This window comes from Pedobacter cryoconitis (assembly GCF_014200605.1).
Taxonomy (GTDB): Bacteria; Bacteroidota; Bacteroidia; order Sphingobacteriales; family Sphingobacteriaceae; genus Pedobacter; species Pedobacter cryoconitis_B.
Window position 1 is genome coordinate 164,806 of sequence record NZ_JACHCE010000008.1, and the last position, 25,424, is coordinate 190,229.

General features: G+C 39.4%; 19 protein-coding genes and 1 tRNA gene. 13 read left to right on the forward strand and 7 right to left on the reverse strand.

The features are described 5' to 3' along the window. Positions 1-31 precede the first annotated feature (31 nt). From HDE68_RS21125 to HDE68_RS21135, 3 genes are read left to right on the forward strand one after another with little or no spacing between them, the layout of a single operon-like run. Entirely contained in the window at positions 32-1,060 is a 1,029-nt protein-coding gene (locus tag HDE68_RS21125; RefSeq protein ID WP_317617722.1) for an Acg family FMN-binding oxidoreductase, read from the forward strand. Between the two features lie 44 nt (positions 1,061-1,104). Continuing rightward, positions 1,105-1,563, forward strand: a complete 459-nt coding sequence (locus HDE68_RS21130; RefSeq protein ID WP_183884219.1) for a hypothetical protein — start codon at positions 1,105-1,107, stop codon at positions 1,561-1,563. Positions 1,564-1,574: 11 nt separating this feature from the next. Next, complete coding sequence (locus HDE68_RS21135; protein ID WP_183884220.1) at positions 1,575-2,396, forward strand: DUF6544 family protein; 822 nt, start codon at positions 1,575-1,577, stop codon at positions 2,394-2,396. Between the two features lie 339 nt (positions 2,397-2,735). Here HDE68_RS21135 and HDE68_RS21140 read toward each other — a convergent pair whose 3' ends face one another. The 5 genes from HDE68_RS21140 to HDE68_RS21160 all read right to left on the reverse strand — a co-directional run bounded on the left by HDE68_RS21140 (position 2,736) and on the right by HDE68_RS21160 (position 10,333). After that, a complete protein-coding gene (locus tag HDE68_RS21140; RefSeq protein WP_183884221.1) occupies positions 2,736-2,894 on the reverse strand; it encodes a hypothetical protein in 159 nt (52 codons plus the stop codon). Positions 2,895-3,647: 753 nt separating this feature from the next. Then, positions 3,648-4,952, reverse strand: coding sequence for a site-specific integrase (locus HDE68_RS21145; RefSeq protein ID WP_183884222.1), 1,305 nt, complete (start codon positions 4,950-4,952; stop codon positions 3,648-3,650). A gap of 243 nt (positions 4,953-5,195) precedes the next feature. Continuing rightward, positions 5,196-5,268: transfer RNA gene (locus HDE68_RS21150), tRNA-Lys, on the reverse strand. 181 nt (positions 5,269-5,449) lie between these two features. Beyond that, positions 5,450-7,042, reverse strand: coding sequence for a SusD/RagB family nutrient-binding outer membrane lipoprotein (locus tag HDE68_RS21155; RefSeq protein WP_183884223.1), 1,593 nt, complete (start codon positions 7,040-7,042; stop codon positions 5,450-5,452). Between the two features lie 9 nt (positions 7,043-7,051). Next, positions 7,052-10,333 carry a SusC/RagA family TonB-linked outer membrane protein gene (locus HDE68_RS21160; protein ID WP_183884224.1) on the reverse strand — a complete coding sequence of 1,094 codons (3,282 nt, stop codon included), beginning with the start codon at positions 10,331-10,333 and terminating at the stop codon, positions 7,052-7,054. Positions 10,334-10,686: 353 nt separating this feature from the next. Here HDE68_RS21160 and HDE68_RS21165 point away from each other — a divergent pair, with 353 nt between their 5' ends. Together HDE68_RS21165 and HDE68_RS21170 are read left to right on the forward strand one after the other, a co-directional pair. Next, complete coding sequence (locus tag HDE68_RS21165; protein WP_183884225.1) at positions 10,687-11,370, forward strand: response regulator transcription factor; 684 nt, start codon at positions 10,687-10,689, stop codon at positions 11,368-11,370. Next, positions 11,367-12,734 carry a sensor histidine kinase gene (locus tag HDE68_RS21170; RefSeq protein WP_183884226.1) on the forward strand — a complete coding sequence of 456 codons (1,368 nt, stop codon included), beginning with the start codon at positions 11,367-11,369 and terminating at the stop codon, positions 12,732-12,734. Before HDE68_RS21165 ends, HDE68_RS21170 begins: the two co-directional genes overlap by 4 nt. A gap of 59 nt (positions 12,735-12,793) precedes the next feature. On the opposite strand, the gene HDE68_RS21175 is transcribed toward HDE68_RS21170, so the two are convergent. Beyond that, complete coding sequence (locus tag HDE68_RS21175; RefSeq protein WP_183884227.1) at positions 12,794-14,272, reverse strand: PLP-dependent aminotransferase family protein; 1,479 nt, start codon at positions 14,270-14,272, stop codon at positions 12,794-12,796. 91 nt (positions 14,273-14,363) lie between these two features. On the opposite strand from HDE68_RS21175, the gene HDE68_RS21180 reads away from it, so the two are divergent. Next, positions 14,364-14,969: an FMN-binding negative transcriptional regulator gene (locus HDE68_RS21180; protein ID WP_183884228.1), complete on the forward strand. Its 606-nt coding sequence runs from the start codon at positions 14,364-14,366 to the stop codon at positions 14,967-14,969. Between the two features lie 15 nt (positions 14,970-14,984). Next, positions 14,985-15,518 carry a GNAT family N-acetyltransferase gene (locus HDE68_RS21185; protein WP_183884229.1) on the forward strand — a complete coding sequence of 178 codons (534 nt, stop codon included), beginning with the start codon at positions 14,985-14,987 and terminating at the stop codon, positions 15,516-15,518. Between the two features lie 63 nt (positions 15,519-15,581). Here HDE68_RS21185 and HDE68_RS21190 read toward each other — a convergent pair whose 3' ends face one another. Continuing rightward, positions 15,582-16,115, reverse strand: coding sequence for an RNA polymerase sigma factor (locus HDE68_RS21190; protein ID WP_183884230.1), 534 nt, complete (start codon positions 16,113-16,115; stop codon positions 15,582-15,584). A 575-nt stretch (positions 16,116-16,690) separates the two neighbouring features. On the opposite strand from HDE68_RS21190, the gene HDE68_RS21195 reads away from it, so the two are divergent. The 6 genes from HDE68_RS21195 to HDE68_RS21220 all read left to right on the forward strand — a co-directional run bounded on the left by HDE68_RS21195 (position 16,691) and on the right by HDE68_RS21220 (position 25,420). Beyond that, positions 16,691-16,930, forward strand: coding sequence for a hypothetical protein (locus HDE68_RS21195; protein ID WP_183884231.1), 240 nt, complete (start codon positions 16,691-16,693; stop codon positions 16,928-16,930). Further along, entirely contained in the window at positions 16,927-17,628 is a 702-nt protein-coding gene (locus HDE68_RS21200; protein ID WP_183884232.1) for an MgtC/SapB family protein, read from the forward strand. Before HDE68_RS21195 ends, HDE68_RS21200 begins: the two co-directional genes overlap by 4 nt. A gap of 58 nt (positions 17,629-17,686) precedes the next feature. Next, positions 17,687-18,265, forward strand: coding sequence for a manganese efflux pump (locus HDE68_RS21205; RefSeq protein WP_183884233.1), 579 nt, complete (start codon positions 17,687-17,689; stop codon positions 18,263-18,265). A 35-nt stretch (positions 18,266-18,300) separates the two neighbouring features. Further along, complete coding sequence (gene mgtA, locus HDE68_RS21210; RefSeq protein WP_183884234.1) at positions 18,301-21,012, forward strand: magnesium-translocating P-type ATPase; 2,712 nt, start codon at positions 18,301-18,303, stop codon at positions 21,010-21,012. A 123-nt stretch (positions 21,013-21,135) separates the two neighbouring features. Beyond that, positions 21,136-22,266, forward strand: coding sequence for an efflux RND transporter periplasmic adaptor subunit (locus HDE68_RS21215; protein WP_183884235.1), 1,131 nt, complete (start codon positions 21,136-21,138; stop codon positions 22,264-22,266). Positions 22,267-22,288: 22 nt separating this feature from the next. Next, positions 22,289-25,420: an efflux RND transporter permease subunit gene (locus HDE68_RS21220; protein ID WP_183884236.1), complete on the forward strand. Its 3,132-nt coding sequence runs from the start codon at positions 22,289-22,291 to the stop codon at positions 25,418-25,420. Positions 25,421-25,424 lie beyond the last annotated feature (4 nt).

The window sequence follows — 25,424 nt, forward strand, 5'->3', positions numbered from 1 at the left end:
GTATTACCTACTTAGCGATAAAACTAATTTTGTGAGATCAGACACTTCAAAAGATGAAGTTAGTAAAGTTGCTTTAACTGCTGATGAACGGCGCATACTATACTTCGCTTCCCTGGCTCCGAGCGGTCATAATACACAACCCTGGTTCATCCAGCATATTGAGCCCTTGCACTGGATCATCTGTAACGATAAAAGTAAATGGCTGCCCGCTGTTGATCCGATGCAAAGGGAAACTATACTTTCCATCGGTGCATTTATTCAAAATTTAGAATATGCCGCTGATTATCTGGGCTACCGGTGCCAATTCAGTTTGATAGCTAGCAATAATCAGGATGAAAAAGTAATGAGCGTCCAACTGATCAGATCGGGTAACCAATTCAAGTATAATGTTGAAACCATTGTACAACGCCGCACGATAAGATCGAATATACTCTCTGCGGGATTAAAAATTGAACACATCAGGCAATTAATTGATAATGAACCGGACCTCATTCATTTCATTCCACACAAGACAAAGTCCTATTATGATCTGAACGAACAAACCATCGAAGCAAACAAGATTCAATCCTATCGTAATCCCGCGCAAAAAGAATTGGCTGACTGGATCAGATTTTCTAGTAAGGATGCTGAGAAATACGGAGATGGCCTAACTACTGGCAGTATGGAAATTGAGGGCATTTCTGGTTGGGTGGTGCGTAACTTTTATGGAAAATCCAATGTGATGGGTAAAAACTTCAGGAATCAGAATATTAACCAGGTAGAGAAACAGGTAGCTTCATCTGCAGGTTGGTTTTTAATAACAAGTAAAGATAACTCTGTAAGCTCCCTAATCGAAACCGGGAGGCGGATGCAACGGCTGTTCCTAAAAGTAAAAGAAAAAGGTATCGCTATACATCCGATGACCCAAATACTGGAAGAGCCATCCATTTATCAAAGTCTGAACGCATCCATCGGCCTAAATGATCCGATACAGTTTGTGCTACGAACCGGATATGTTAAGGATTATCCTGAACCTGTCTCGCTAAGGCGAACGGTAGACCAGCTTGTTCGAATGATCTAATTGTAACTTGTTTCAATGTTTTCCTATGCACAAAAATATAACACATGAAACCAAAAGCAGCAAGAAATATACTATTGAGCTTATTGGCTTTTTTAGGTTTCGGGGCCATTGGTGGTGGTGGTGCTTTGATTGTCTCCCCCACAGGAACGCTGATAGGAATGCCACCATCCATATTAAAGAATTCACCGTTTCATAGTTTCTTGATACCGGGAATTATTTTATTCGCCCTGCTTGGCCTTGGCCCGTTGCTGGTGATACCTGCACTATTAAAAAAGCCAACATCCAAATTGGCGGAAAAGCTGAATTGCTTCAAAGATATGCACTGGTCCTGGACTTTTAGTATTTATACGGCATTCATCCTCGTCGCATGGATACAGCTTGAAATGGTTTTTATACAAACAGTAAGCTGGATGCATACCTTCTACATGTTTCTTGCGTCGGTTATAATCCTTGTGAGTTTGACACCAACAGTCAGAAGCCTGTATAAAAATCATACTAATTAAAAGTAAAAGATATGCTCATTTCAGCGATAATAATTGGTACGCTTTTAATAGTAGTCATCATTGGGAGGGTTAACTTATCAATGCGGTTCGATAAAATGGTAAAGAACCTTTTTGCAATAGCAAAGTCAGTTGAAGGCAAAAGGTTTAGTTATGAACAATTGACAGACTTGCCGTTACCCGTGCAACGGTATTTCAAATATGCTTTAAAAGAAGGACAGCCCTACATTAGTTACGTTAGTCTTTTACATAAAGGGCAATTTAAAACCGGCCTTGATAAAGCATGGATGGATATTAAAGGCGAACAATATTTCACCATCGAAAAGCCTGGCTTTATATGGAAAGGTTCAACAAATTTTTTCACAGCCCGTGACATGTACCTCGCAGATAAAGGTAGGCTGATCGTTTCGCTTTTATCTCTCTATAATATCTTAGATGGGTACGGTGACAGTTTTAATCAAGGAGAACTATTGCGCTGGCTGGCTGAAAGTGTCTGGTTTCCAACAAACCTGCTACCCAGCGACGAATTGAATTGGATAGCCATTGATAAGGATACAGCAAAACTTACTTTTAGCTATAACGGCATGTCATTATTTTACATTGCAACGTTTAACAGTATCGGTGAGGTTATCCAAATGGAAACTAAACGTTATATGAACAAAGATAAGATGGAGACCTGGGTAGGTAAATTAAGTGGTTATAAGGAAGTCAACGGCATATTCGTGCCCACAATCATAGAAGCAATATGGCGTTTAGAAAAAGGCGACTTTAGCTACGCGAAATTCAACGTAACCAAAATAGTATATGATAAACCTCATTTGATACATGCATCATGATCTGGGTTTTATTCAGAAACTTTTATTATTTTTCTTGTTTTTTGTAATATCTCCATTTTCAGCTAGTTATTTGCCTTAACAATAGTAATATTTTGATTTTAGTCCCTAAAAAAACATGAATTACTAATATTAAGAATAAAACCTTGGTTTGGCAGCAAATATGTTTTAAAAAACATCAGTGAGGCTTGCACTTGGTCTGTAAAGCTCCTCGAAGAACTGCTTGTCAAATTAAAAAGGATTAAACCATTGTTATGCAAAATATGTGGTAGGCGCAACTTATAACCGATAAAACAGTTTTCATGCATTTAGTCGTGGTCTGTTAATCAGATTTATTACTGCCTATATATGGTCTTCATCGTGCTTTTCCGGTTTAATTTCAGACTCATTCATGTCCTTTTCAAATTTCTTTTCATCCTTTATATTCCGCCAAACCAACCAGCCCAAAAGCAGGATGACTACGAAAATAACAGGTATAATGATAATATAGTTGATTTCCATGTCGATTGAATTAGGAGTAGATGCCGAGGAAGGGCTCGAACCTTCATAGCTGCCTGATTCAGCGCTCTGCGATGAAGTAACAGCTTTACTTCATTTCAAAGGTAAATTATCTTTACCGGTTTTCCTGTTTAATGTTATTATTTAACGGCCACGTAATACTGTATTGGTATCACTTTAGCTGGTAAGATAACTGGCATGATGCGAAGTCAACAGACTAACCCAGTTTTACTTCCCAAAAATAATTGTTGGTATCTATGGAATAAGGAGTTGGTTTCAGTATGCAATAAAAAATCTGATAGGTTTATGGTCGCTTATATTGGTAAAAAAAATCCACATGCAAAGAGTCTGTAGCGATCGCTATAGCACTCCTGAACTGAAGTTATTCAAATTCTAGCAATGTGTTCTGGGTAATGGAGGCGGGATCGTTAAACTGTTGCAAAAGAATATCATCTGGCATTGCAATCTGAACGGCTGAGGTTAGAATCAGGATGCCGTTCATTGTAGATTTATAGTTTAGGTATTCTCCAACGATAGGGTTCAATTCCTGTAGCCTTGATATTAATTCATATACTACATAAGTTGAAATTTGCATAAATTAAAGATAAGGTAACTTTATTGAAACATAAAATTATCATTATAATAACACTTGTTTTCATTAATTTAGAGCAAAATCACATAAAGTGCTAATTACGCCAAATAGTTTAAGGAGGGAATAACCTAAAGTGAATACCTCCTTAAATTTATAAATATCGTTTAAACGATCGGAGGAAATGCAGCCTTTTTAAGTTGTCCGTCTGCATCAAATAACAACTGCTTGGAGAGGTTCATTTTTTTACTAATTCTATTCTTTTTGACCCTAGCATATCTTTGTGTTGTTCGGATGTTCTTATGTCCGAGCATTTTACTTACATCTTCTAGGGGGAAATCCATAGTGTTGAGCATCAAATCGGCAAAGGTATGTCTTGCTAAATGGCTATTAAGAGGCCGACCAATTCCACATAGGTCAGAAAGCTCCTTTAAATAGCAATTGTACCTGAAATTGCTGTTTACGGGAATTAACTTTTTATGCAATATGCAATAAGGATCGTCCTTATATTTCGCAATAATTTCCGTGATTATTGGGAGAATTGGCACCATTTCGGTGACTTTTGTTTTACCTCGTTCCTTGATTAACCACTTTTCATTTTCTGCCCCGACTTTTACAATGTTTTGGGGTGACAGATTGTATATATCTTGGTAGGCGAAGCCAGTGAAACACTGAAATATAAAAGCGTCGCGTACTTTTATAAGCCTGTCAATGCTAAGATTCTTGCGCCAGATACTTTCGACCTCAAACAATTCTAAAGGTAGAATTTCAGGTTCTTCGGATCCACATCTAAATTTCTCTATCGGATTATTAATAATCCACTTATTAGTTTCAGCGATGTTGAGCAATTGTTTAGTGTTTTTAATCTGCTTCATAGCTGCCGCCTCCTGAATGGATGGTTTTCTTTTAACAATTAAGAAGGTGTGAAATTTATTTGCAAAGGACTGGTCAATTTCTGAAAGTTCAAGATCCTTTGATTTAAAAGTGTGTGTAATAAATTCAGCTATCTTTTTCTTTGTGGATTTCCACTGCTTTAAAGTTTCCTTTGATCTCAGGTTTTTTTCCACTAGTAAAGTGAAGTTCTCAATATGAAGAGAGGCCAGTTCCAGTAAGGTTGGAATCTTATCTTCTGTTTTTTTCTTTTCTCCATTATGATCTGTAGAAAGGTTTCTATAACTGTTCCTGAGCATTGAAGGGCTTACTACCTCATGCTTTGACTGTAGTATGGTAAAATGCTTTTCAAGCTCACATTGTATCCTGTTTAATGCAGAATTGATGCTTTTTGCCTCTGGGCAAGGCAAGATCCTTTTCTTTTCCATATCCCATCTATCACTAGGAATTTTTTTGGCTATAGAGAACTCTATCTGGTTTCCATCAATGGAAATTCTACAGATAATAGGGGCATAGCCGTTGATGTCAGCTTTTGATTTACGGTGCCAAAAAAGAATTGACAGGTTTTGGTTACTTTTCATTTCTCAATCTGTTAAAGTTAAAAACTTGTTTATGGCCGGATAACCCGGTAACAGCTTGCTCTTAATAATTTGGAGTCTAATGAATCTTTTTGACTGGTGCCCAAATTTACCGATTACAAATGGGCACCAGTTAAGGCACCATTTATAATGGTTTCATATGGTTTGAAATGACTTATTATTTATTGAGAAATGCCTTTTGAAATACATTTTAAACAGAAAAGGCGCAATCTCTTGCGCCTTTCGTGATCCCGCTGGGATTCGAACCCAGGACCACTACATTAAAAGTGTAATGCTCTACCAGCTGAGCTACGGAATCAATTAATTCCTTTTGTTTAAGGAGGTGCAAAGATAGAAATTTAATATTAACATGCAATTAAATATGCAAATAAAATTAAGAAAAATAGCGGCTTATTTCTTAATTTGCTGAAAATCAGAAAGGCGGAACAATTCCGCCTTTCAAAAAAAATATAATAAATTCTGTTAAACAATCACAACCGTTATTTCAGGATAAACATAATCCCATTGATATCATCATTACCGCCATACTGGCTCTGAATAGCAATTTGATAATTAGCAGCATTTGCTGTACGTTCATACTCATGATACTGAAAACGGCTTGCAATACGGCCACCATTTCCAGTTCCCGGGCCAACAGTAAATTTAGGGATCAGCGTGCGGCGATACGTAAAATAAGACTCCAGGCCAGAATGACGGAACAATGCCAGGTATTTCTGCTGTATGATTTGTGTAAGCCCATTTGCAGTATTATACTTCACCTCGGGCTGGTTATAATAAGTATCCCAGTTTACATTTATATTATAGGTATCATAGTTGGCAGGTAGCGTAACATCTTTAGATCCGGGGCGGTAAAAATACGCTGTAAATGATCCCGTACCAGTAGGGATTTTATAGGAATCCATCGAACTTTTGATACCCGCTATATAATAATTCTCTGCATTGCCGGCTGCCCATCCACGATAAACACCTTCAGCCAGGTTAAACATTAATTCCGCATAGCCAATCTGGATACTAGGTTCACCAATGTAAGTTGAATAATAACGTTTTCTGTTCAGGAAAGAGTATTTCTGTAAGCCAGCATTATTATACATCACCCCAAGATCTTCACCAGCATCAGCACCAACAAAAGATGAAAAATCAGTAGGACTTTGTTTCAAATTATCTACCAGGTAACGTGAAGGCTCAGCAGTCACGAATACCCTTGGATCTTTTAGCTTAGTTAACAGCCCGATATAGGTCGCAGAAGTATTCTTTCTTGATCCGCTTTGTCCAAAGTTATCAGGATTCTGTGGGTAATAGTTTGTAGAAATAGTAGGAAGGTAATTGTACTGCATATTGTCAGCAGCACTTTCCATAACAGGATATTTTCCTGGATTGCTGACGATATCCGAAAACTGTTTTTTTACATTTAACTGTGCATCATCATCAGCCCTTTTACTCAGCTGAATCAACAGGCGGATTCTAAAAGTATTGACAACCTTTTGCCATTTCAGCAAGTCACCATTAAAGAAGATATCCCCGGCAAGAATGTTTTCTTTTGCTGCGATTAAAGCAGTTAAATCTGTGTTTGCACTTTCCAGTAAAGCCAGAGACTGTAGCATTACATTCTTCTGCGTATCATAAGCAGGAGTAAGGTTTGTTAAGCCCTGCAATGCATCAGTCATTGGAATATCGCCCATTTCCATGCTCATTTTAGTGAAAAGATAAGCCTTGAAAAACTTACCCAGTGCCGCATAAGAATTAACCGCATTCCCAGTTTTAGCTGCTTGTTTTTCCATTTCAACCACGTTTTTTAACACGGTATAATAATCATCACCATATTTAAAATCATAGCGGTTATTGCCATAATAATCATAGTTATTCAGGTAATACTGGCAATTTGTTTCTTTAGAACCATCCGGGCCCTCAACTAAACCCTTACCAGTTAAGATTCCATTGAGCAGTAAAGAAGCCGGTACTGCATTCGGTTTATTATTATTAACAGTTTTATCCTGAAAGTCCTTCTTGCAGCCTGCAATAGTAATAACTAGTAGAAGAGGTAACAGAGAATAAAATTTGAATATCTTTTTCATATAGGAGAATTAAAATGTCATATTGATATTGAAGCCATAACTACGTACTGTAGGGGACTGTAAGCCAGTTGCAGGGGTTTCTCCATTATACTGATCTAAGTCAACATCTTTAAACCTCTTGTCTTTGTAGAAATACAATAAGTTACGGCCTACTAAAGAGAAGGAAGCTTTTTGAATGAATGTGCCCGCAAGTAATTTCTTAGGAAGATCATAACCGATAGTTACTTCACGCAGTTTTGCAAATGTCTTGCTCATCAGGTTGGCTTCATCGATACCATAATATTTACTTACATAATCCTGAACAAGTACTTTGGTCGTGTTTGGCGCAAAAGCAAGGTCACCATAGTTGAGGATTGCCCCAGTTTTAGAATCATAATTGATAGAAGCGCCATTGGAAACAACAACCCCTTCACCAACATAAGTACCTTTATAGCCTTCCTTACCATAATTGGCCCAATCCTGATAACGTGCATCACCTAATGCTCCCTCAGCAGTTTCAATGTTTGAACCACCACGCATAGTTTTATTATGCATGTAATCCGTAGTCTTGCCACCCACACTACCATCAAACTGAAACCCTAAACTCAAGTTCTTATAATGGAATTTATTGTAAATGCTCCAGGAGTAATCAGAATTCATATTTCCCAGAAAGTGGTTAGCATCACCAGTGGTTATTGGTTTTCCTGCCGCATCATTAATAATCTGTCCATCCTGTGTTTTCACAAAAGCAGTTCCATATAATTTATCTGTACGGTCGCCTACTTTGAAAAAAGTATTATAGGTATCCTGTCCCGGAGGCAGTTCTTTGTAAACACGCTTATAAGTTGACCAGTTAACCAATACATCCCAGCCAAAACCATCCATGTCTTTAATTGGTGTGCCACTCAGAGAAACCTCATAACCAGTTTTTTTCGTTTTTAAAGCATTCAGGTATAACAAAGTATAACCTGTAGCAGTAGAAATCTGGTTTGGTAAAATCTTCGGGCCGTCAATATACTGGAAAGCAGTTGCATTAAGACCTAGTCTGTTCCCTAAAAACTTAACATCAAACCCTTCCTCATAATTCACACGAGTAGTAGTCTTGATCCCATTTTGATACAAATAATCTGAAGCATAACCTGCCGCCTGATTATTATAAGGCTTATTAATATTAAATGAAGTATTCAAAGAATAGTCAGGACCATTATATGGTGACATATATACGTTACCATAGCCCAATGGATTATTGGTAAGGTTAGCCCCGGTTTGGCCGCCAAATGCAGTAATTGAACTAAAAGGGGCAGGGCCAATACTTGCGCTGCTGGCATCTGTACGTACATTAGAGAAGGATGCTCTTGCTTTCAGAAAAGAAATTGCAGCGGGCATTTTTACATAGTCAGAAATTACTGTCGACAAGGAAATACTTGGATAATAATATGTCGTAGGCGTTTGGAAAGCTGATGATTTGTCTATCCTGCTGGTTGTAGAAAGTGTTGCATACTTACCAAAAGAAGCATCTAACGAGAAATAACCACTAAGTACCATCATACTCGAATTAAAACTCGTAGACTGTACCGGATTTTTAGAATTACTGAAAGAGTAAACTTCAGGTACATTCAAATAGTCAGTAGAGGTCCAGCTTGAATTATAGGATAAATTACGCAGGTTTGTTCCTACCAAACCAGAAAGGTTCACGAAATTTTTGACGTTATAATTGAAGTTTAATAATAGCTCATTATTGTTTTCAAATAAATTACGCCTGTCTTCACGGTAATCGCCCTGATTTCCTTCACGGCCATAAGGGTGAGCAGAAAATGGGAGCTTCTCTGTACGTAAAATATTATAAGTATCAAATTGTGAACGAAGTGTTGCGTTCAAATGGTTATCAATTTTAAAGTTGGCAGAAAGATAGCCATAGACATCATTTTTATGATGACCACGTAACCATTTTTCTGTCATCAGATAAGGATTATGATAACGCTGATATTCGGCAAATTGTGACTGTACACCTTCTTTACCCGGCTGCCATATCGCTTTAATATCTGGCGCATTCACATCCCAGTCGGCACCTGTCCAGATAGCTGTACTATAGATTAAACTGGATGGCCCATAATCTGCATCAGGAAAATTATCCGTATACTGTCTGTTAAAATCCAGGTTACCCTCAATCTTTAGTCTTGGATTTGGATTAAATGAACCATACATATTGAAATTGACAATATTAAGTCCGCTATTTGGGATATAACTTGACTGCTTGGATTGTGAAACAGAGAATCTTGTCGTATAAGTCTCTCCGTTAGCACTCAATGAAATGTTATTGTTAGTCTGATAACCGGTTTTCAGGAAATTCTTTAAATTGTTTTTACCTCTGGCCGTGTATGGTGTAGCTTGTCTTACCCCATTAATTACAGGACTGTCATACTGAGGGATTAACTGTCCGGCAAAGTAAGGTCCCCAGACATCATAATCTCCATCCACACCACCTGGTGCACCGCCTTTACCGTCTACGAATACATATTGTGTGTTTTCACCAGCACCAAATGAATTCTGTATACGTGGGAAAGTCAAAAATCCGCTGTTAATTACTGTACTGCTATTGAAATCAACAGTTAATCCTCTTTTGTTCTTATCGCCCTTTTTAGTCGTAATCAAAATCGCACCATTTACAGCCCGGCTTCCATATAAAGCAGCAGCAGCCGGGCCTTTCAATACCGTATAGGTTTCAATATCATCAGGGCTGATATTCCAGGTATCTGTATTGATTGGAAAACCATCCACAACATATAAAGTTAACTTATCACCGCGGATCATCACATTCGGCTCTCTCAATACCTCAGCAGAGGGGCCAACAGATAAACCGGCGACTTTTCCTACCAGGCCGCTAATTGGATTAGGGTCACGTGCTTTTAGTAAATCATCACCATTAACGGTCTGCAAGGCATAACCAACCTTTTTAGTATCTTTCTTGATCCCTAAAGCAGTGACTACGACTTCAGCAAGTGCTTTGCTATCACTTTTTAAAAGGACATTAATGAAAGTCTCCTCACCAATAATAATTTGTTTTTTCTCGTAGCCAAGATATTGGAAGGATACGGTCTGCCCTTTTCTTGCGGTTAAAAGAAAGCGGCCATTCATGTCTGTAACAGTACCTTGTTTGGTGCCGTCAACCAAAACACTTACTCCAGGTAAGGATTGTTTGGTTTCATCAGTAACTGTACCTGATATTTTAATCTGTGCCGCCAGAGTCATAGGGGCAAGCAAAAATAAGCATACAGTAATTACTTGTTTTAATTGCTTGTAAAGCTGTTTCATTGACGTGGATTTAGGTTGAAGTAAATTTTATTTTCATGCAGCAATACTAAACTTTGTTTATTAAAACTAAACCAATTTAGTATTATGTATACTTAAACTTTTGGTGTTTTTAGTTATAAATTATGCTGATTAGCAATAAGTTCGTTACACATTGATAATGATGGCTTAACATATCATCCGCTTATCTTATCGAAGTAGTTAACTCCTTTATTTTCAGTTGAAAATGATAAATTGAAATTGTTAATTATAGATATATTAACAGGCATTCTGAGCAGGTATTTGTGTTAATAGTAATTTAATCAAGGCCTGAGATTGAGAAATTATGCCCACATTTGTCATTTAATTACATCCTTATGCACATACTGGTTATTGAAGATGAACAAAGAGTTGCCGAACTGATTAAGAAGGGACTGGAAGAACTCGGATTTCATATTACTCTTGCCTTTGATGGAGAAATGGGCAAGAAGCTGGCCCTCACAAAAACCTATGACCTGATTCTCATGGATCTGATCCTCCCAAAGATTAACGGGATTGATCTTTGCAAAGAAGTGCGTATTGCCCGTCCTGATATTCCTATTATTATGCTGACCGCTTTAGGAACTACAGACGATAAAGTAGAGGGTTTTGACGCTGGTGCAAATGACTACCTGGTTAAGCCCTTTGATTTCAGAGAGCTGCATGCCAGAATCCGGGCTTTAATTAAAAGAAACCAGACACAGGGTAATACTTTTAACCAGGGTTTTATTTTGAGATTTGCAGATCTGGAAATGAATCTGGAAACCAAGCTGGTCAAAAGAAATGACATCCCTGTAGACCTTACGCCCAAAGAATTCCGTTTGCTTGAATATATGATGGGAAACTCTGAAAGGGTATTATCCAGAACTGAAATTGCAGAGAAGGTTTGGGATACCTTTGATTCGGGGACAAACTTTATTGACGTCTATATTAACTATCTCCGGAAAAAGATAGATAAAAACCATGAAGTGAAATTAATTCATACTAAACCGGGTATGGGTTTTATATTTAAAGAAGGATGAAGATAAGAGCGAAGCTTCTGTTATTATTTCTAACACTTTTCGGGGCTTTGCTTTTGGCATTTGCTGTATTTATCTATGTCTCTACCTCTCAGAACAGAAAAGACCAGTATTATAAACATTTAAAAAGAGAAGCAATCACAAAGGCTAATTTGCTTTTTGATGCGAAAGTACCTCCGGCGGTCTTACAGCTGATCTATAAAAATTCCATAAATTCTTTATTTGAAGAAGAAGTCGCTGTATATGACACCTCTTTTAACCTGCTTTATCATGATGCGGTACAAATAGATAAAGTTAAAGAAACAAAGAGAATGATTGATCAGATTATCCGGCAAAAGGAAATCACTTTTGATCAGGGTTCTTTGCAGGTTGTAGGTCTTTTATACAAGCATAAAGGCCAAACCTACGTCATTACAGCAGCAGCAAATGATAAGTATGGCTTGAGCAGGTTAGAGGACTTCAAGTATACTCTGATCATATCATTTATCATTATTATCAGCCTGACGATTGCTGCGGGTTATTATTTTGTAGGTAAAGCTTTAAATCCGGTAGCAGAAATCGTAGATAAGGTAGAAGAGATTACAGCAACCAATTTATATAAGCGGGTACAGGTTAAAAATGAAAAAGATGAAATAGGAGAGCTGGCAACTACCTTTAATACCATGCTCGACAGACTGGAACAATCATTTGATGGCCAGAAGAACTTTGTAAGTAATATCTCTCACGAGCTCAGGACCCCTTTAGCTACAATTGTTGGTGAATTGCAATTGGCGCTCATCAGGGAAAGAAGTGTGTCAGAATATAAAGAGATCATCAGATTATCGTTAAGCGATGCGCAAAGACTGGTCAGGTTGTCAAATGGTTTGCTTGATCTTGCAAAAGCAAGCTATGACCATACCACAGTCAGTATGAAAGAATTAAGGACAGATGAATTGCTGATGGATGCAAGAGAAGCTGTGCTTAAGATTAATGAAGCTTATAAAGTAGATATCGTTTTTGAACGTGAAATTGATGATGATGACGATATCTCGGTCAAAGGAAATGAATATTTGCTGAAAGTTGCGTTCATCAACCTGATGGAAAATGCCTGTAAATTTTCTGAAAACCACCAGTGTGTAGTGAGCATAAATTACAATCAGGATAAAATTAAACTGGTTTTCAAAGATTCGGGTATAGGGATTAGTGAAGATGAACTGGAAAATATATTTTCTGCATTTTACAGAGGAAAAAATAAAGACTTTAGCCCTGGAAACGGAATAGGATTATCCCTGACAGAGAAAATTGTACTAATGCATCATGGTACTATTCAGGTTACTTCAATCGTTAACTCCGGCAGTGAGTTTACCATCGAAATGTTTCACGTTTAAAATCTGCTTTGTAAAACAACAGCATGACGTCCTTGAAAAAGGATATGTACCACATTTCCTTACAGCATCAACTTTTTCAGAATTTCTACACTTCTAATTAAATCTTCCTGAGCAGAAGAAGCGAAGCCTAAACGGATACCGTTGGCATCATAGTCAGGATATTTGTGAATTTTTCCATCAGGCAAATATAAACCTTCACGAAAGGCCTTTCTGGCCAGTTCTTCCAGATCAATGGATGGATCAAAAACCGTCCATATTGACATACCACCTTCTGGAACGGTAAATTTTACCGCTTCTTTTAATTCATTGCCCAGCAAATCACATAAAAAATCACGCCGCTGCTGGTAAACAGCAAGTGTTTTTCTGAGGTAACGTTGTATTGTGCCGTCATTCAGCAAATCGGCCATTGCATTGTCCAGTACATGGTCGCCCTGCCTGTCCAGTAATATCCGGACTTTAGCTAAATGTTCAATCACGTTTTCGGCGGCCACCAAATATCCCATACGAAAGGCAGGAGAGAAGCTTTTGCTGAAAGAACCGCAGTAAATGACCATTCCATTTTCATCAGCACTGGCCAGTGGTAACAGCGGGCGGTGCTTAAAATGGAAATCAAAATCATAGTCATCTTCAAAAATGATGAAACCATACTCGTTAGCCAGCCGGAGCAATTCCAGTCGCCGGTCAATTCTTAAAGAGACCGTTGTGGGATACTGGTGATGGGGCGTAACATAGACCATTCTTATTTTCTGTCTTGTACAGATCTTGCGCAGCTCATCGACTATTAAGCCATGTTCATCTACAGGAACTCCAATTAATCTGGCCCCCGCGTGAAGGAAATTATGTTCAGCCCTTCTCCAGCCCGGGATTTCAGAAATAACAACATCTCCGGGACTGATCAAAGCATTGCTAACCAGGTTAATGCCCATTAAAGTTCCCCTTACTGAAAGTATGTTCTCAGCAGTAGTCTTAAGTCCTCTTGTCGCATTAAGATATTCCGATATGGCCTGCCGGTAAGCAGCGGGGCCGGCGGGATTCCCGTAATTGCCAAATTTCGGATATAATCCGCTTCTGGTAAGTTGATTACGGTAAGCCCGGTAAAATTCTTTTAAGGGGGCAAGTCTGGGATCAGGGTAGCCATCATCCAGATGTAAGCCATACAAAGGTGTCTCTGCAATACGATCAGGAAAGTCCCTGGGATGAAAAGTGAAACCAGCAAGCTTTGAGGAGGCTGGTGTTATTGCCTTTAACATTTCCGGATTATGATCTGCCACATGCGTAGAAACAAAAGTTCCGCGGCCTACAGCACTTTCGAGCCAGCCCTGCATTTGTAGTTCTTCATAAGCCTTCGCTGCTGTAATCCTGTTGATCTTTAAGAGGTTTGCCAGATCCCGGCTGCCCGGTAGTTTCTGGCCCGAACGTAATTGACCATTTCTGATCAAAGATAATAGGGCATCTGCTAGCTGAAGATATACAGGTCGTTCAGCTGAACGATCAAATGATAGGTCTGCAAATAATTGGTTGATAATCGGACTATTCATTATCTCATAATTGGACTACAAAGATAAGCCAATTGTAATTTACTTTTGTCTGGTAATACCATTAATCTTTACAGAGCTAAAAACGCAAATCATGTATACACCTAAGCACTTCGAATTTGAGAATGAAGCAGAAAAGATAGCCTTCATGAAAAAATATAGTTTCGCAACTATCGTAACAAACAAAGCAGGTCTTCCCATTGCAACCCAGATTCCGTTTTTGATTACACAAAACGCTGGTCAACTGGTATTGAGTGGACATTTTGCCTTAGCTAATGAACAGGCCGGTTATATTGAGGAAAATACCTCCCTGGTTATCTTTTCAGAACCTCATGCTTATATTTCTCCCGTTCATTATGATAAAATGGAGAATGTACCTACCTGGAATTACGTAGCTGTACATGCATATGGGAAAGCAAAAATTGTTGAGGAGGAGAATGCAAAGATAAAAGCGCTGGAAAGTATGATCCTGTTCTATGAGCCTGGTTATTTGGAACAATGGAACCATTTATCAGCTAAGTTCAAAAAAGGAATGGCGAGAGGAATTGCAGTCTTTGATCTGGAAGTCACCGATTTACAGGGAAAGAAAAAAATAAGTCAGAATAAAGCTGAAGCGGAAAGACAAAAGATAGCTTCTTATTTAGAAAAAAGTGAGCTCAGTTCAGAAAGGGCCATTGCAGACCTGATTAGAAAAAAATAATAAAAAACATTAATTATGAATTTTAGCATTCAAACACCATTAACAAATGAACGTGTCACGCTCTTGCCCTTAAAAGAAACCGATTTTGAAGAATTATATGCCGTAGCATCCGATCCAAAGATATGGGAACAGCATCCTAACAAAGACCGCTGGAAAAAAGAGGTGTTCCAGAACTTCTTTAACGGGGCTATTTTGAGCGGTGGCGCATTTAAAATAACAGACCAGGCTACCGGAGAATTCATAGGCAGCACCAGGTTTTACGACTATGAGGAAAAAGAAGGCTCGCTATTAATCGGCTATACCTTCTATGGTACCGCTTACTGGGGGAAGGGGTTTAACCTTTCCGTCAAGAAAATGATGCTCGATTATATATTCCGCTTTGTATCGAAAGTACAGTTTCATATCGGAGCAGAGAACATACGTTCACAGATCGCAATCGGCCGTCTTGGTGCCATTAAAATTATGGAGAAAGAAGTTATTTATTTTGGTGAAACTCCGAAACTCAATTTTGTATATGAAATCAGCAGGCAAAATTGGGTCAATATATAAGTTTTCTGATTATTAATCATTTATGGTGTCAGCAAGGAAGAATGCGGACACCATAAACGGAGATTAATTAAACTTATTTGTTTTTTTGAACTCCTGATTGTAGATTTTTAAATTGCTTTTCAGTAGCTGGCGTGCCACATGAATTCTTGTTTTCACAGTGCCAATAGGGATATTCAGCATTTCTGCTATTTCATGATATTTATATCCTTCAAAATATTTGATAAAAGGAGTGTAATATTCAACGCTTAACATCGCCAGTGCTTTGTTTACATCGTCACTAATAAATTTATTGTTGACCTCATTATGCGAAGCGCTGTTATACAATTGTGCCGAATTGATCTCTTCGGTTGTATCTATCAAACTGCGTTGCTTAACCATTCTTCTATAATCATTGATAAAAGTATTTCTCATAATTGTATATAACCAGCCTTTCAAATTCGTTCCTTCCACATAAAGTTTGGAGTAACGGATAGCTTTCAATAAGGTTTCCTGAACTAAGTCATCAGCGTCGTCAATGTTTTTTGTGAAATTCAGTGCGAAAGTTTTTAAAGCAGACTTGTGGTCATTAATTTGGTATGGGAAAGAATTACTGATCATAAGTTAAAAATTAGGTTATAAATGCGATTGATTAATTACAATTTTCCTAATCCAACTCTTATACCAATTAATTGACGAAAAACAAACAAATGTGCTAATTAAGAAGATCAGGCATTTATTGGTTTTTGCTGGTATAAACATAAAATGATAATTTGTTTAGCTATAGTGATACTTATATGAAATTATTCTGTCGTTTTTATCGTTTTATGGCTGTTAATGGTGGTTTGGCTATTCAAAGTTCCAATTGATATCATGCATAAAAGAGTGCTGATTTAATCTTGAGTCTCCCTGGTAATTTTTAAGAGTGTACTGTTTTTAGTACTATTCTTTGAAAAGCTATCTGCAGCACCTGAATTTACCAGGTTCATTCTAATGAATTTCTAATGAATTTCTGTTTATCCTCTAACGGCCCTTTCAAAAAGGGTGTTTTATATTTGCAGCACAATAAAAAACAACAATATATGGACTCAGGCCCCTATTTAAAGACGCTTTTAAAAGCGCGACAAATTAATTATTTAACCGCCCGCCAATCCTCATAGCTTATGTTATGCCGGTTGACGGCATAAAACAAAGTTATGTTCAATTTTTCAAAAACACAGACAAAATATACCCGTCATATTGCAGATTATGATTATCCGGTGGGTATGGATACAAGACCAACAATCACGTTTGGCGTAGCTGACAAAATCTTCAGCAGACAAAATTACTATCAGTCCCTTTCTTTAAGACAAATCTTTTTCAAACTGTCTTTTTTAATATTGAATGCAATCAGAGGGGCCTTTCACCAGGCTAAAAAAATGGAGGGCTCGCTATGACAATATTTGAATTTACACTGAGACTTGCTGTAGCTTTTGCCCTGGGGGCAGCTATCGGTACAGAGCGCCAATGGAGACAAAGGATGGCCGGACTAAGGACAAATATGCTCGTTTGTTTAGGCGCCTGCATGTTCGTTTCATTAGGTGTGAAAGTTGGCGGAGATGCCTCTGGCAGAGTTATATCCTATGTAGTCAGCGGGATTGGTTTCCTTGGAGCAGGCGTAATTATGAAAGATGGCCTGAACGTCAGGGGGCTGAATACCGCGGCCACCTTATGGTGTTCTGCTGCTGTTGGTACTTCGTGCGGCCTGGGTTTTATTCCTGAGGCGGCAATCGTTACTGCTTTCGTCATTCTTACACATATACTGATGCGCCCGGTTGGCGTCAAATTAAGCCGCCTGCCTTTAAAAAACACACGTATTCCGGTGGCTTACCTTTTAATTATCAAATGCAGACAGGATGTAGAAAATCATTTGAGAGTTCTGTTGCTTCAATTTACAAGTAATGATGATAAGTTATTATTAAGGTCACTCAAAAGTACCGATGATGGCGATCCGAGTAAAGCCGTTATCATGGCCGAAATTCTGGCAAATAGCAACGAAGACTCTATTATGGAACGGATCGCCGGACGCTTAACTATTGAACATGAAGTTTCTGAGGTCAGCTGGAATAAAGCTGGTGATGAAAATGACCTGTAATCAGTATGAAAATGACTTGTAGCTAAATTATTAACCACCTATAAATTAATAACAGAAAATGACATTCCTGCTTTTAAAATGCGGTATCATACAATATGCAATCTTATTCATTGCGATTGGAATTACTGCCGACAACCTGATGATTGCAAAATTGAGTGGTAAAACGGTTTCGGTGATTAGCCGTGCCAATTGGATACTCATCCTGCTCTTACTGTTTATTACACAGAATCAAATGTTTTTGTGGGGTAAATGGGTCACGGGCTGGGTACCTGCGCTAACCGTAAACCAAAAGGACTGGCTCGCAATGGGCCTGCTGATTTCCATTGGGGTCAAGATGTACAGGGATCATTTTCAAAGTAAAAGAGATACCACTGCTATCAATTATACGGCAAATAACTTATTGATACTCGCTTTTGGATCTGCGATTTACTTATTCGTTTTTGGGATGGCTATTCAATGGCTTAACCGGACCGAAGGAAATGTAAATATCCTTTTTCCGGTCTTTATACTCATCTTTTTGGGCACCGGGGTATGGTTAGGCAAATCTCATAACCATAAACTGATCCACAGGCTGCGCACAGTTTGTACCTGTCTGATGATGGTAGGGGTGGCCGTACTCCTGTTCCAATTGATATAATTAACAATTTCCGCTTATCTTATATATATAATACCATGACTATCTTAAAAGAGAGTTTAAAAAAAAGAGCCATTCCAGACAAAAGAAAAGTAATGTCTAATGGTAGTGATGAGGCTGCAGCGACCAAACTACAAAATGTTTCCAGGTCAGATCAAAGTTTCTATTTAGCTATGCTCGATAGCAACCTGGATGGATTATCGGCCATGCAAGCCAAAGAAAGACTGGGCAAATTCGGGTTAAATGAAGTGCATCACGAAAAAGCTCCTGCATGGATTAAACAACTGTTCCAGGCTTTTATAAATCCTTTTATTGGTATCCTGCTCATTATTGCGGTGATCTCTTTTATACTGGATGTCTGGCTGGCAAATCCAGGTGAAGGTGATTATAAGACCGTTACCATGGTTGGTATTATGGTCATGGTGAGTTCTTTACTTCGGTTTTTTCAGGAATATCGTAGTAACCGGGCTGCAGAACAACTTAAAAGCATGGTTAAAACTACAGCTACTGTAGTCAGAAAAACGACCGGAAAGAAAGAACTGGATATTAAAAAATTAGTGCCCGGAGATGTAATTATGCTGTCTGCCGGAGATATGATCCCTGCAGATTGTCGTATTGTACAATCTAAAGATCTCTTTGTCAGCCAGTCTATGCTGACAGGGGAGTCTTTACCAGTAGAAAAAAGAAGTCTCGCTGTACGTGATGCAGAAAATAAACCACTGGTAGAGCTGGATAATATCTGCTTCATGGGTACTAACGTTGTGAGTGGTTATGCGACCGCAATTGTCGTAAACACTGGCAACCAGACCTACTTTGGTTCACTTAGCAAAGTGATCGTTGGTAAACGTGCGGAGACAAACTTTGATAAAGGTGTCAATAAAGTGAGCTATCTGCTCATCAGCTTCATGGTCGTTATGGTTCCGCTGATCTTTTTGATCAATGGATTGGTCAAAGGGAATTGGTGGGATGCTTTGCTTTTCGCTATTGCTGTAGCCGTTGGACTGACTCCTGAAATGCTCCCAATGATTGTAACCGCAAACCTGGCCAAAGGCGCGGTGAACATGAGTAAACATAAAGTAATTATTAAACGCCTCAATGCTATACAGAATATTGGCGCTATGGATGTGCTTTGTACTGATAAAACAGGCACGCTGACTATGGATAAAATTGTGCTTGAGAGGCATCTGAATATCTTCGGACAAGAGGATGAAGAGGTGCTGAAATGGGCTTACCTCAATAGTTTTCATCAAACCGGGCTCAAAAACCTGCTTGATGTAGCGGTTTTAGAGCATGTCGAACTGCATGATTACCTCAAAGTTGAAGAACACTTTTTAAAGGTAGATGAAATCCCTTTCGATTTTCACAGACGCAGAATGTCCGTTGTCCTTAAACAGCGCAATGGAAAACATTTGCTGATCTGTAAAGGGGCAGTTGAAGAAATGCTTGATCTGTGCAGCCATGCTTTTGATCCCGGAGATGATAAACAGCTGCATATTGAGTCAGATAAAGTAATTCCAATGGATGAGACCATGCGGAAAATGATTTTGCAGACCTCAAAAAAGCTCAATGCAGAAGGGCTCAGGGTATTGCTGGTTGCTATTCGTGAGTTTGATGACCGTGCGCTTAATTACGCTGTTGAAGATGAGAAAGACATGATCCTGACTGGCTTTATCGGCTTTTTAGATCCTGCTAAACCTTCGGCTAAAATTGCTATTGAAGCTTTACAAAAATTAGGGGTGAGCATTAAAGTACTGACTGGCGATAATGAAATTGTCACTAAAAAGATATGCCGTGATGTAGGTATCCCTTTTGATAAAATCCTGCTGGGTGCAGAGGTCGAAAAAATGTCTGATGCTGAATTGCAGGAACAAGTGGGAGAAGTTTCTATCCTGGCAAAATTAAGCCCTGTTCAGAAATCCCGTGTTGTTAAAATCTTGCAGGCCAAAGGTCATACGGTAGGTTTTATGGGCGATGGGATCAATGATGCTGTCGCACTCAGAGATGCCGATGTAGGTATTAGTGTAGATACAGCGGTGGATATAGCCAAAGAAAGTGCTGATATCATTTTGCTCGAAAAAGACCTGATGGTTTTAAGAAAAGGCGTGATATACGGCCGCAGGACCTTTGGTAATATTATCAAATATATCAAAATGACTGCCAGCAGCAATTTTGGTAATATGTTCAGCATGCTGGGTGCAAGTGCCTTTCTGCCATTCCTGCCTATGCTGCCGGTGCAAATTCTGGTTCAGAACCTGCTGTATGACGTTTCGCAGGTCTCTATTCCATGGGACAGAATGGACGAAGACTTCATTGAAAAACCTAAAAAATGGGATGCTTCAGGAATTAAAAGATTCATGCTGTATATAGGCCCGATCAGTTCAATTTTTGATTATGCAACGTTTGCAGTTATGTTTTTTGTATTCAAAGCGAATAGCCCTGCGCATCAGAGCCTTTTTCAAAGTGGCTGGTTTATCGAAGGGTTACTGTCACAGACGCTGATTGTACATATGATCCGGACCCGTAAAATCCCATTTATACAAAGCTGGGCAACAGCTCCGGTAGTGGCATTAACCTCACTGATTATGGTGATCGGGATATTTATTCCTTTCTCCCCATTTGCAGGTGCATTAAAAATGGAACAATTGCCACTAAGCTATTTCCCCTGGTTAATAGGTATCCTGGGCTCTTATTGCCTGCTTACACAACTCATTAAAGGATGGTACATTAAAAGATTTAACCAATGGCTTTAGTCCGCTCCGGCAAACAATGGATCATCGCAATCCTGTTAATTCTACTGGTTGTGGTATTCGCAGAATGGTTGGAATACCGTTTTCACACCCTATCTGATTTCTCACACAAAGACAATAAACAATATGAAGTTGAAAAATAACAGCCAGCCATATCTGGCTGCCATCGCAGTAATTATCATAGGGCTCACTGCTTCCTGCAAACATCAGCCGGCTAAAGAAGCGGCTGCTGAATATACCTTAAAAGGTGACGTAATTACTTTACCTGAGCATTCTGTTTTGAAAGGCAAGTTAAAATACATCACTGTTGATACAGAACCTTATCAAATGCAAATGCTCACTGCCGGAACAGTCAGAGCCATTCCTACGCAATACGCTGAAATCGCGCCTCCATTTCAGGGAAGAGTGACTAAATCGTTTATTAAACTAGGCATGAAGACTACTGCTGAAACCCCTTTGTTTGAAATCAGTTCGCCAGATTTTATTGCCGCTCAGAAAGTCTTTTTTCAGGAGAAATCGCAAATGCAGCAGGCAGAGCGGACTTTGAAACGTCAAAAAGATCTGATGGCTAATGGTGTAGGTACACAAAAAGACCTTGAAGAAGCACAAACCGCCTATGATGTAGAGAAAAAAGAGTTTGAAAATGCAGTTATAGGAATCAAAATTTTTAAAGCAAATCCAGAAAAACTATCTCTTGGTCAGGCGCTTGTTGTACATGCACCAATTACTGGCGAAGTGATTGAAAATAAAGTGGTTTTGGGCCAGTTTATCAAAGACGATGCTGCCAGTGTTGCAACTGTAGCTAACCTGAATAAAGTATGGGTATCCGGGCAGGTGAAAGAAAAGGATATCCGTTATATCCATGAAAAAGACGAATGTGAAATTGAAGTTGCCGCTTTACCGGGAAAAACAATCAGGGGAAAAGTTTACCACGTCAATGAAGTTGTAGACGAAGATACCCGCAGTGTACAGGTTTTAATTGAATGCGACAACAATGATCATATGCTTAAACCGGGGATGTATGTTTCTGTGAATTTTATAGATGCACCTGCTTCGGCTATTATCGTTCCGTTAAAGGCAATCCTGCAGATGAACGATGCAAATTTTGTTTTCATAGTTACCCCGGATGGTAAATATATCAAGAGAAAAGTAGAAACAGGTGGTACAGAAAAAGACCGTGTTGTTATTAAATCAGGTCTGGCCAAAGGCGAAAAGATCGTATCAGAAGGTGGCTTCTATCTATTGGAAGCTAAGTAAATCACGCTATTAGCCCATTACTATGAAACAATTAATTTTTACTGCAATTAAAAAACGCTGGCTCTTTGCAGCACTATTTATACTCCTGGCCGTATTCGGTTTTTACTCCTGGAAACAACTTTCCATAGAGGCTTATCCGGATATTGCCGATGTGACCTCGCAGGTCGTAACACAGGTACCGGGCCTGGCTGCCGAAGAAGTAGAACAGCAAATCTCTATCCCGATAGAACGTGCATTAAATGGTTTACCAGGCATGCATGTTATGCGCAGCCGGAGTTTATTCGGCCTGTCCCTGATTACCATGGTTTTTGACGATGGGGTAGATGATTACTGGGCAAGACAAAGGATTCAGGAACGGTTAACAGATGTCAAACTACCTTTTGGCGCTACCCCGGGACTTGATCCGCTGACCTCGCCAACCGGAGAAATCTACCGGTACATTATAGAAAGTAAGAACCACGATTTAAGACAGCTTACTGATTTACAGAACTGGAAAATTATTCCAAGGATCAAGCAGGTACAGGGAGTTGCCGATGTAGCCAATTTCGGTGGCATCACGACACAATATCAGGTAGAAATCGATCCTGCTAAATTAGCCCAATACCATGTTTCGTTAACAGACGTGCAAACTGCCATCAACAGCAATAATACCAATGCCGGCGGAAGTATCTTAAACCGCGGGGAACAAGGTTACGTAGTCCGTGGGATAGGTTTAGTGAAAGATCTGGCTGCATTAGGTGATGTCGTTGTTAAATCTGTTAGTGGTGTTCCTGTATTTGTAAAGGATTTAGGAGAGCTAAAATATGGAACGCTCGAACGTAAAGGTATTTTGGGTTATACAGACCGTAACGTAAATTATTCGGACGGGATTGAAGGCATTGTTGTGATGCTGAAAGGGCAGAACCCTTCCGTTGTTCTGGAAGGCATTCATAAAGCTGTAGCAGATTTGAATAAAGGGGTTTTACCAGAAGGCGTAACTATACGTGCCTATCTGGACAGGACAAATTTAGTGAATACCACACTGGATACGGTTTCCCATACACTTTTAGAAGGGATGGCCCTGGTTATTATCGTGCTGATTGTTTTCCTGGGAAGCTGGAGAGGGGCTCTGATTGTAGCCATTACAATCCCTGTCGCTTTGCTGGTTGCCTTTATCCTGATGCATTTTACCCATATCCCCGCTAACCTGCTTTCTTTAGGTGCTATTGATTTTGGAATTATCGTGGACGGGGCAATTGTCATGCTCGAAACAATCCTGAAGAAAAGAGAAGCTAACCCTGAGCAAGAGTTAGAAGAGGTTTCTATCGGTAAAAGGGCATTGAGTGTTGCAAAACCAATCCTTTTCTCTACGATCATCATCATTACTGCTTACCTGCCTTTATTCTCTTTCGAAAGAGTAGAGAAAAAACTGTTCACGCCCATGGCATTTACCGTAGGTTATGCCTTACTCGGAGCATTGGCTGTTGCCTTATTACTAATCCCCGGTTTAGCCTATGCGGTTTATAAAAAGCCAGGAAAAATCTATCATAACACCTGGTTAGAGAACCTGACCAAATGGTACGACAGCCGTTTGAAAAAGATCATGGATAAGCCTAAAAAGGTCTTTATGCCCTTGATTTTGGTACTGGTGGGTGCAGTCATCTTATCAATTACTGTCGGAAAAGACTTTTTACCACCATTAGATGAAGGCTCTATCTGGTTGCAGGTTTCTCTGCCTCCGGGAGTGACTTTAGAAAAATCAAAAGAAATGAGTGATTCACTCAGGGCAGTAACCATGAAGCATCCTGAAATCACTTATGTGAATGTGCAGGCGGGCCGGAATGACGAGGGTACTGACTATTTCACTCCGTCACACTTTGAAGTTTCTGTAGGATTGAAACCTTATAAAGAATGGGCTGGCGGTAGAAACAAGGCCGATCTGATCGAAGATCTATCCAGAGAATACGCTGCTATGCCGGGTTATACCGTTGCTTTTACCCAGCCTATGATAGACGGGGTAATGGACAAAATTGCAGGTGCACATAGTGAACTGGTGGTCAAAGTATATGGTAACGACTTTAAAGAGACCAGAAGAATCACCGAAAATGTAGTCACCACTTTAAGAAAAGTTAAAGGCGCGGTAGACATTGCAATAGATCAGGAGCCACCTCTGCCACAATTACAAATCAGGGTAAACAGAGATGCCGTAGCCAGGTATGGATTGAATATGAGCGATGTGGCAGAACTCGTGGAAGTAGCTATTGGTGGAAAAGCTGTTTCACAGATCTTTGCCGGGGATAAAGTTTACGATGTGATTTGCCGTTACAAAGAAGAAAGCCGCAACACACCCGAAAAAATTGCAAACCTCATGCTGACCTCTTCAACAGGGGCTAAAATTCCATTATCGCAAATTGCAGAAGTGAAAACTGACCTGGGGGAAAGTTCTATTTCCAGAGAAATGAACCGCAGACAATTAACGGTCAGGTTAAATTTAAGAGGGGCAGATCTAAGCTCGTTTTTAAAAGAAGCACAGGCAAAGATTGCGCAGCAGGTTAAATTCGATCCCGAAAAATACAAGATTGAATGGGGTGGGCAGTTTGAAAATCAAAACCGGGCTTATGCTAAATTGACTGTTGTAGTGCCTTTAGCTTTAGCGATCATGTTCTTGTTGCTTTATGGTGCTTTTGGGAAATTCAGGCAGGCAGGTTTGATTCTGAGTATCGTTCCTCTGGCCTTATTTGGTGGGATGTTAGCACTGAACATACGTGGAATGACCTTAAACGTATCTTCGGCAGTGGGATTTATCGCACTGTTTGGTGTAGCTATACAAAACGGGGTGATCCTGATTTCTCACATCAACGAACTCCGTAAAAAGGGCTGCGATTTACTAAAAGCGGTTATAGACGGTGCAAAAGATCGTTTCAGACCTGTGCTGATGACTGCGACTGTTGCAGCTTTAGGTCTTTTACCTGCTTCTTTGGCTACAGGAATTGGTTCAGATGTGCAAAGACCATTGGCGACAGTGATCGTTTACGGACTGTTTGCCGCTACTGCGATTACCTTATTTGTGCTGCCTGCACTCTATTATCTGCTGGAAAGTAAATGGGGCAGGGATGATTTTCAGCCAGATGAATTTCAGTCAATCCCTGCAGCAGATCATAACAAACCTATCTGATAAA

What these genes read in the sequence shown, in the direction of transcription:
- HDE68_RS21195 (WP_183884231.1), top strand. Translation starts at nt 16,691, where the DNA reads ATGTTCAATTTTTCAAAAACACAGACAAAATATACCCGTCATATTGCA.
- HDE68_RS21190 (WP_183884230.1), bottom strand. Translation starts at nt 16,115, where the DNA reads ATGATCAGTAATTCTTTCCCATACCAAATTAATGACCACAAGTCTGCT.
- HDE68_RS21130 (WP_183884219.1), top strand. Translation starts at nt 1,105, where the DNA reads ATGAAACCAAAAGCAGCAAGAAATATACTATTGAGCTTATTGGCTTTT.
- HDE68_RS21170 (WP_183884226.1), top strand. Translation starts at nt 11,367, where the DNA reads ATGAAGATAAGAGCGAAGCTTCTGTTATTATTTCTAACACTTTTCGGG.
- HDE68_RS21185 (WP_183884229.1), top strand. Translation starts at nt 14,985, where the DNA reads ATGAATTTTAGCATTCAAACACCATTAACAAATGAACGTGTCACGCTC.
- HDE68_RS21200 (WP_183884232.1), top strand. Translation starts at nt 16,927, where the DNA reads ATGACAATATTTGAATTTACACTGAGACTTGCTGTAGCTTTTGCCCTG.
- HDE68_RS21215 (WP_183884235.1), top strand. Translation starts at nt 21,136, where the DNA reads ATGAAGTTGAAAAATAACAGCCAGCCATATCTGGCTGCCATCGCAGTA.
- HDE68_RS21135 (WP_183884220.1), top strand. Translation starts at nt 1,575, where the DNA reads ATGCTCATTTCAGCGATAATAATTGGTACGCTTTTAATAGTAGTCATC.
- HDE68_RS21175 (WP_183884227.1), bottom strand. Translation starts at nt 14,272, where the DNA reads ATGAATAGTCCGATTATCAACCAATTATTTGCAGACCTATCATTTGAT.
- HDE68_RS21145 (WP_183884222.1), bottom strand. Translation starts at nt 4,952, where the DNA reads ATGAAAAGTAACCAAAACCTGTCAATTCTTTTTTGGCACCGTAAATCA.
- HDE68_RS21140 (WP_183884221.1), bottom strand. Translation starts at nt 2,894, where the DNA reads ATGGAAATCAACTATATTATCATTATACCTGTTATTTTCGTAGTCATC.
- HDE68_RS21205 (WP_183884233.1), top strand. Translation starts at nt 17,687, where the DNA reads ATGACATTCCTGCTTTTAAAATGCGGTATCATACAATATGCAATCTTA.
- mgtA (WP_183884234.1), top strand. Translation starts at nt 18,301, where the DNA reads ATGACTATCTTAAAAGAGAGTTTAAAAAAAAGAGCCATTCCAGACAAA.
- HDE68_RS21160 (WP_183884224.1), bottom strand. Translation starts at nt 10,333, where the DNA reads ATGAAACAGCTTTACAAGCAATTAAAACAAGTAATTACTGTATGCTTA.
- HDE68_RS21180 (WP_183884228.1), top strand. Translation starts at nt 14,364, where the DNA reads ATGTATACACCTAAGCACTTCGAATTTGAGAATGAAGCAGAAAAGATA.
- HDE68_RS21165 (WP_183884225.1), top strand. Translation starts at nt 10,687, where the DNA reads ATGCACATACTGGTTATTGAAGATGAACAAAGAGTTGCCGAACTGATT.
- HDE68_RS21220 (WP_183884236.1), top strand. Translation starts at nt 22,289, where the DNA reads ATGAAACAATTAATTTTTACTGCAATTAAAAAACGCTGGCTCTTTGCA.
- HDE68_RS21155 (WP_183884223.1), bottom strand. Translation starts at nt 7,042, where the DNA reads ATGAAAAAGATATTCAAATTTTATTCTCTGTTACCTCTTCTACTAGTT.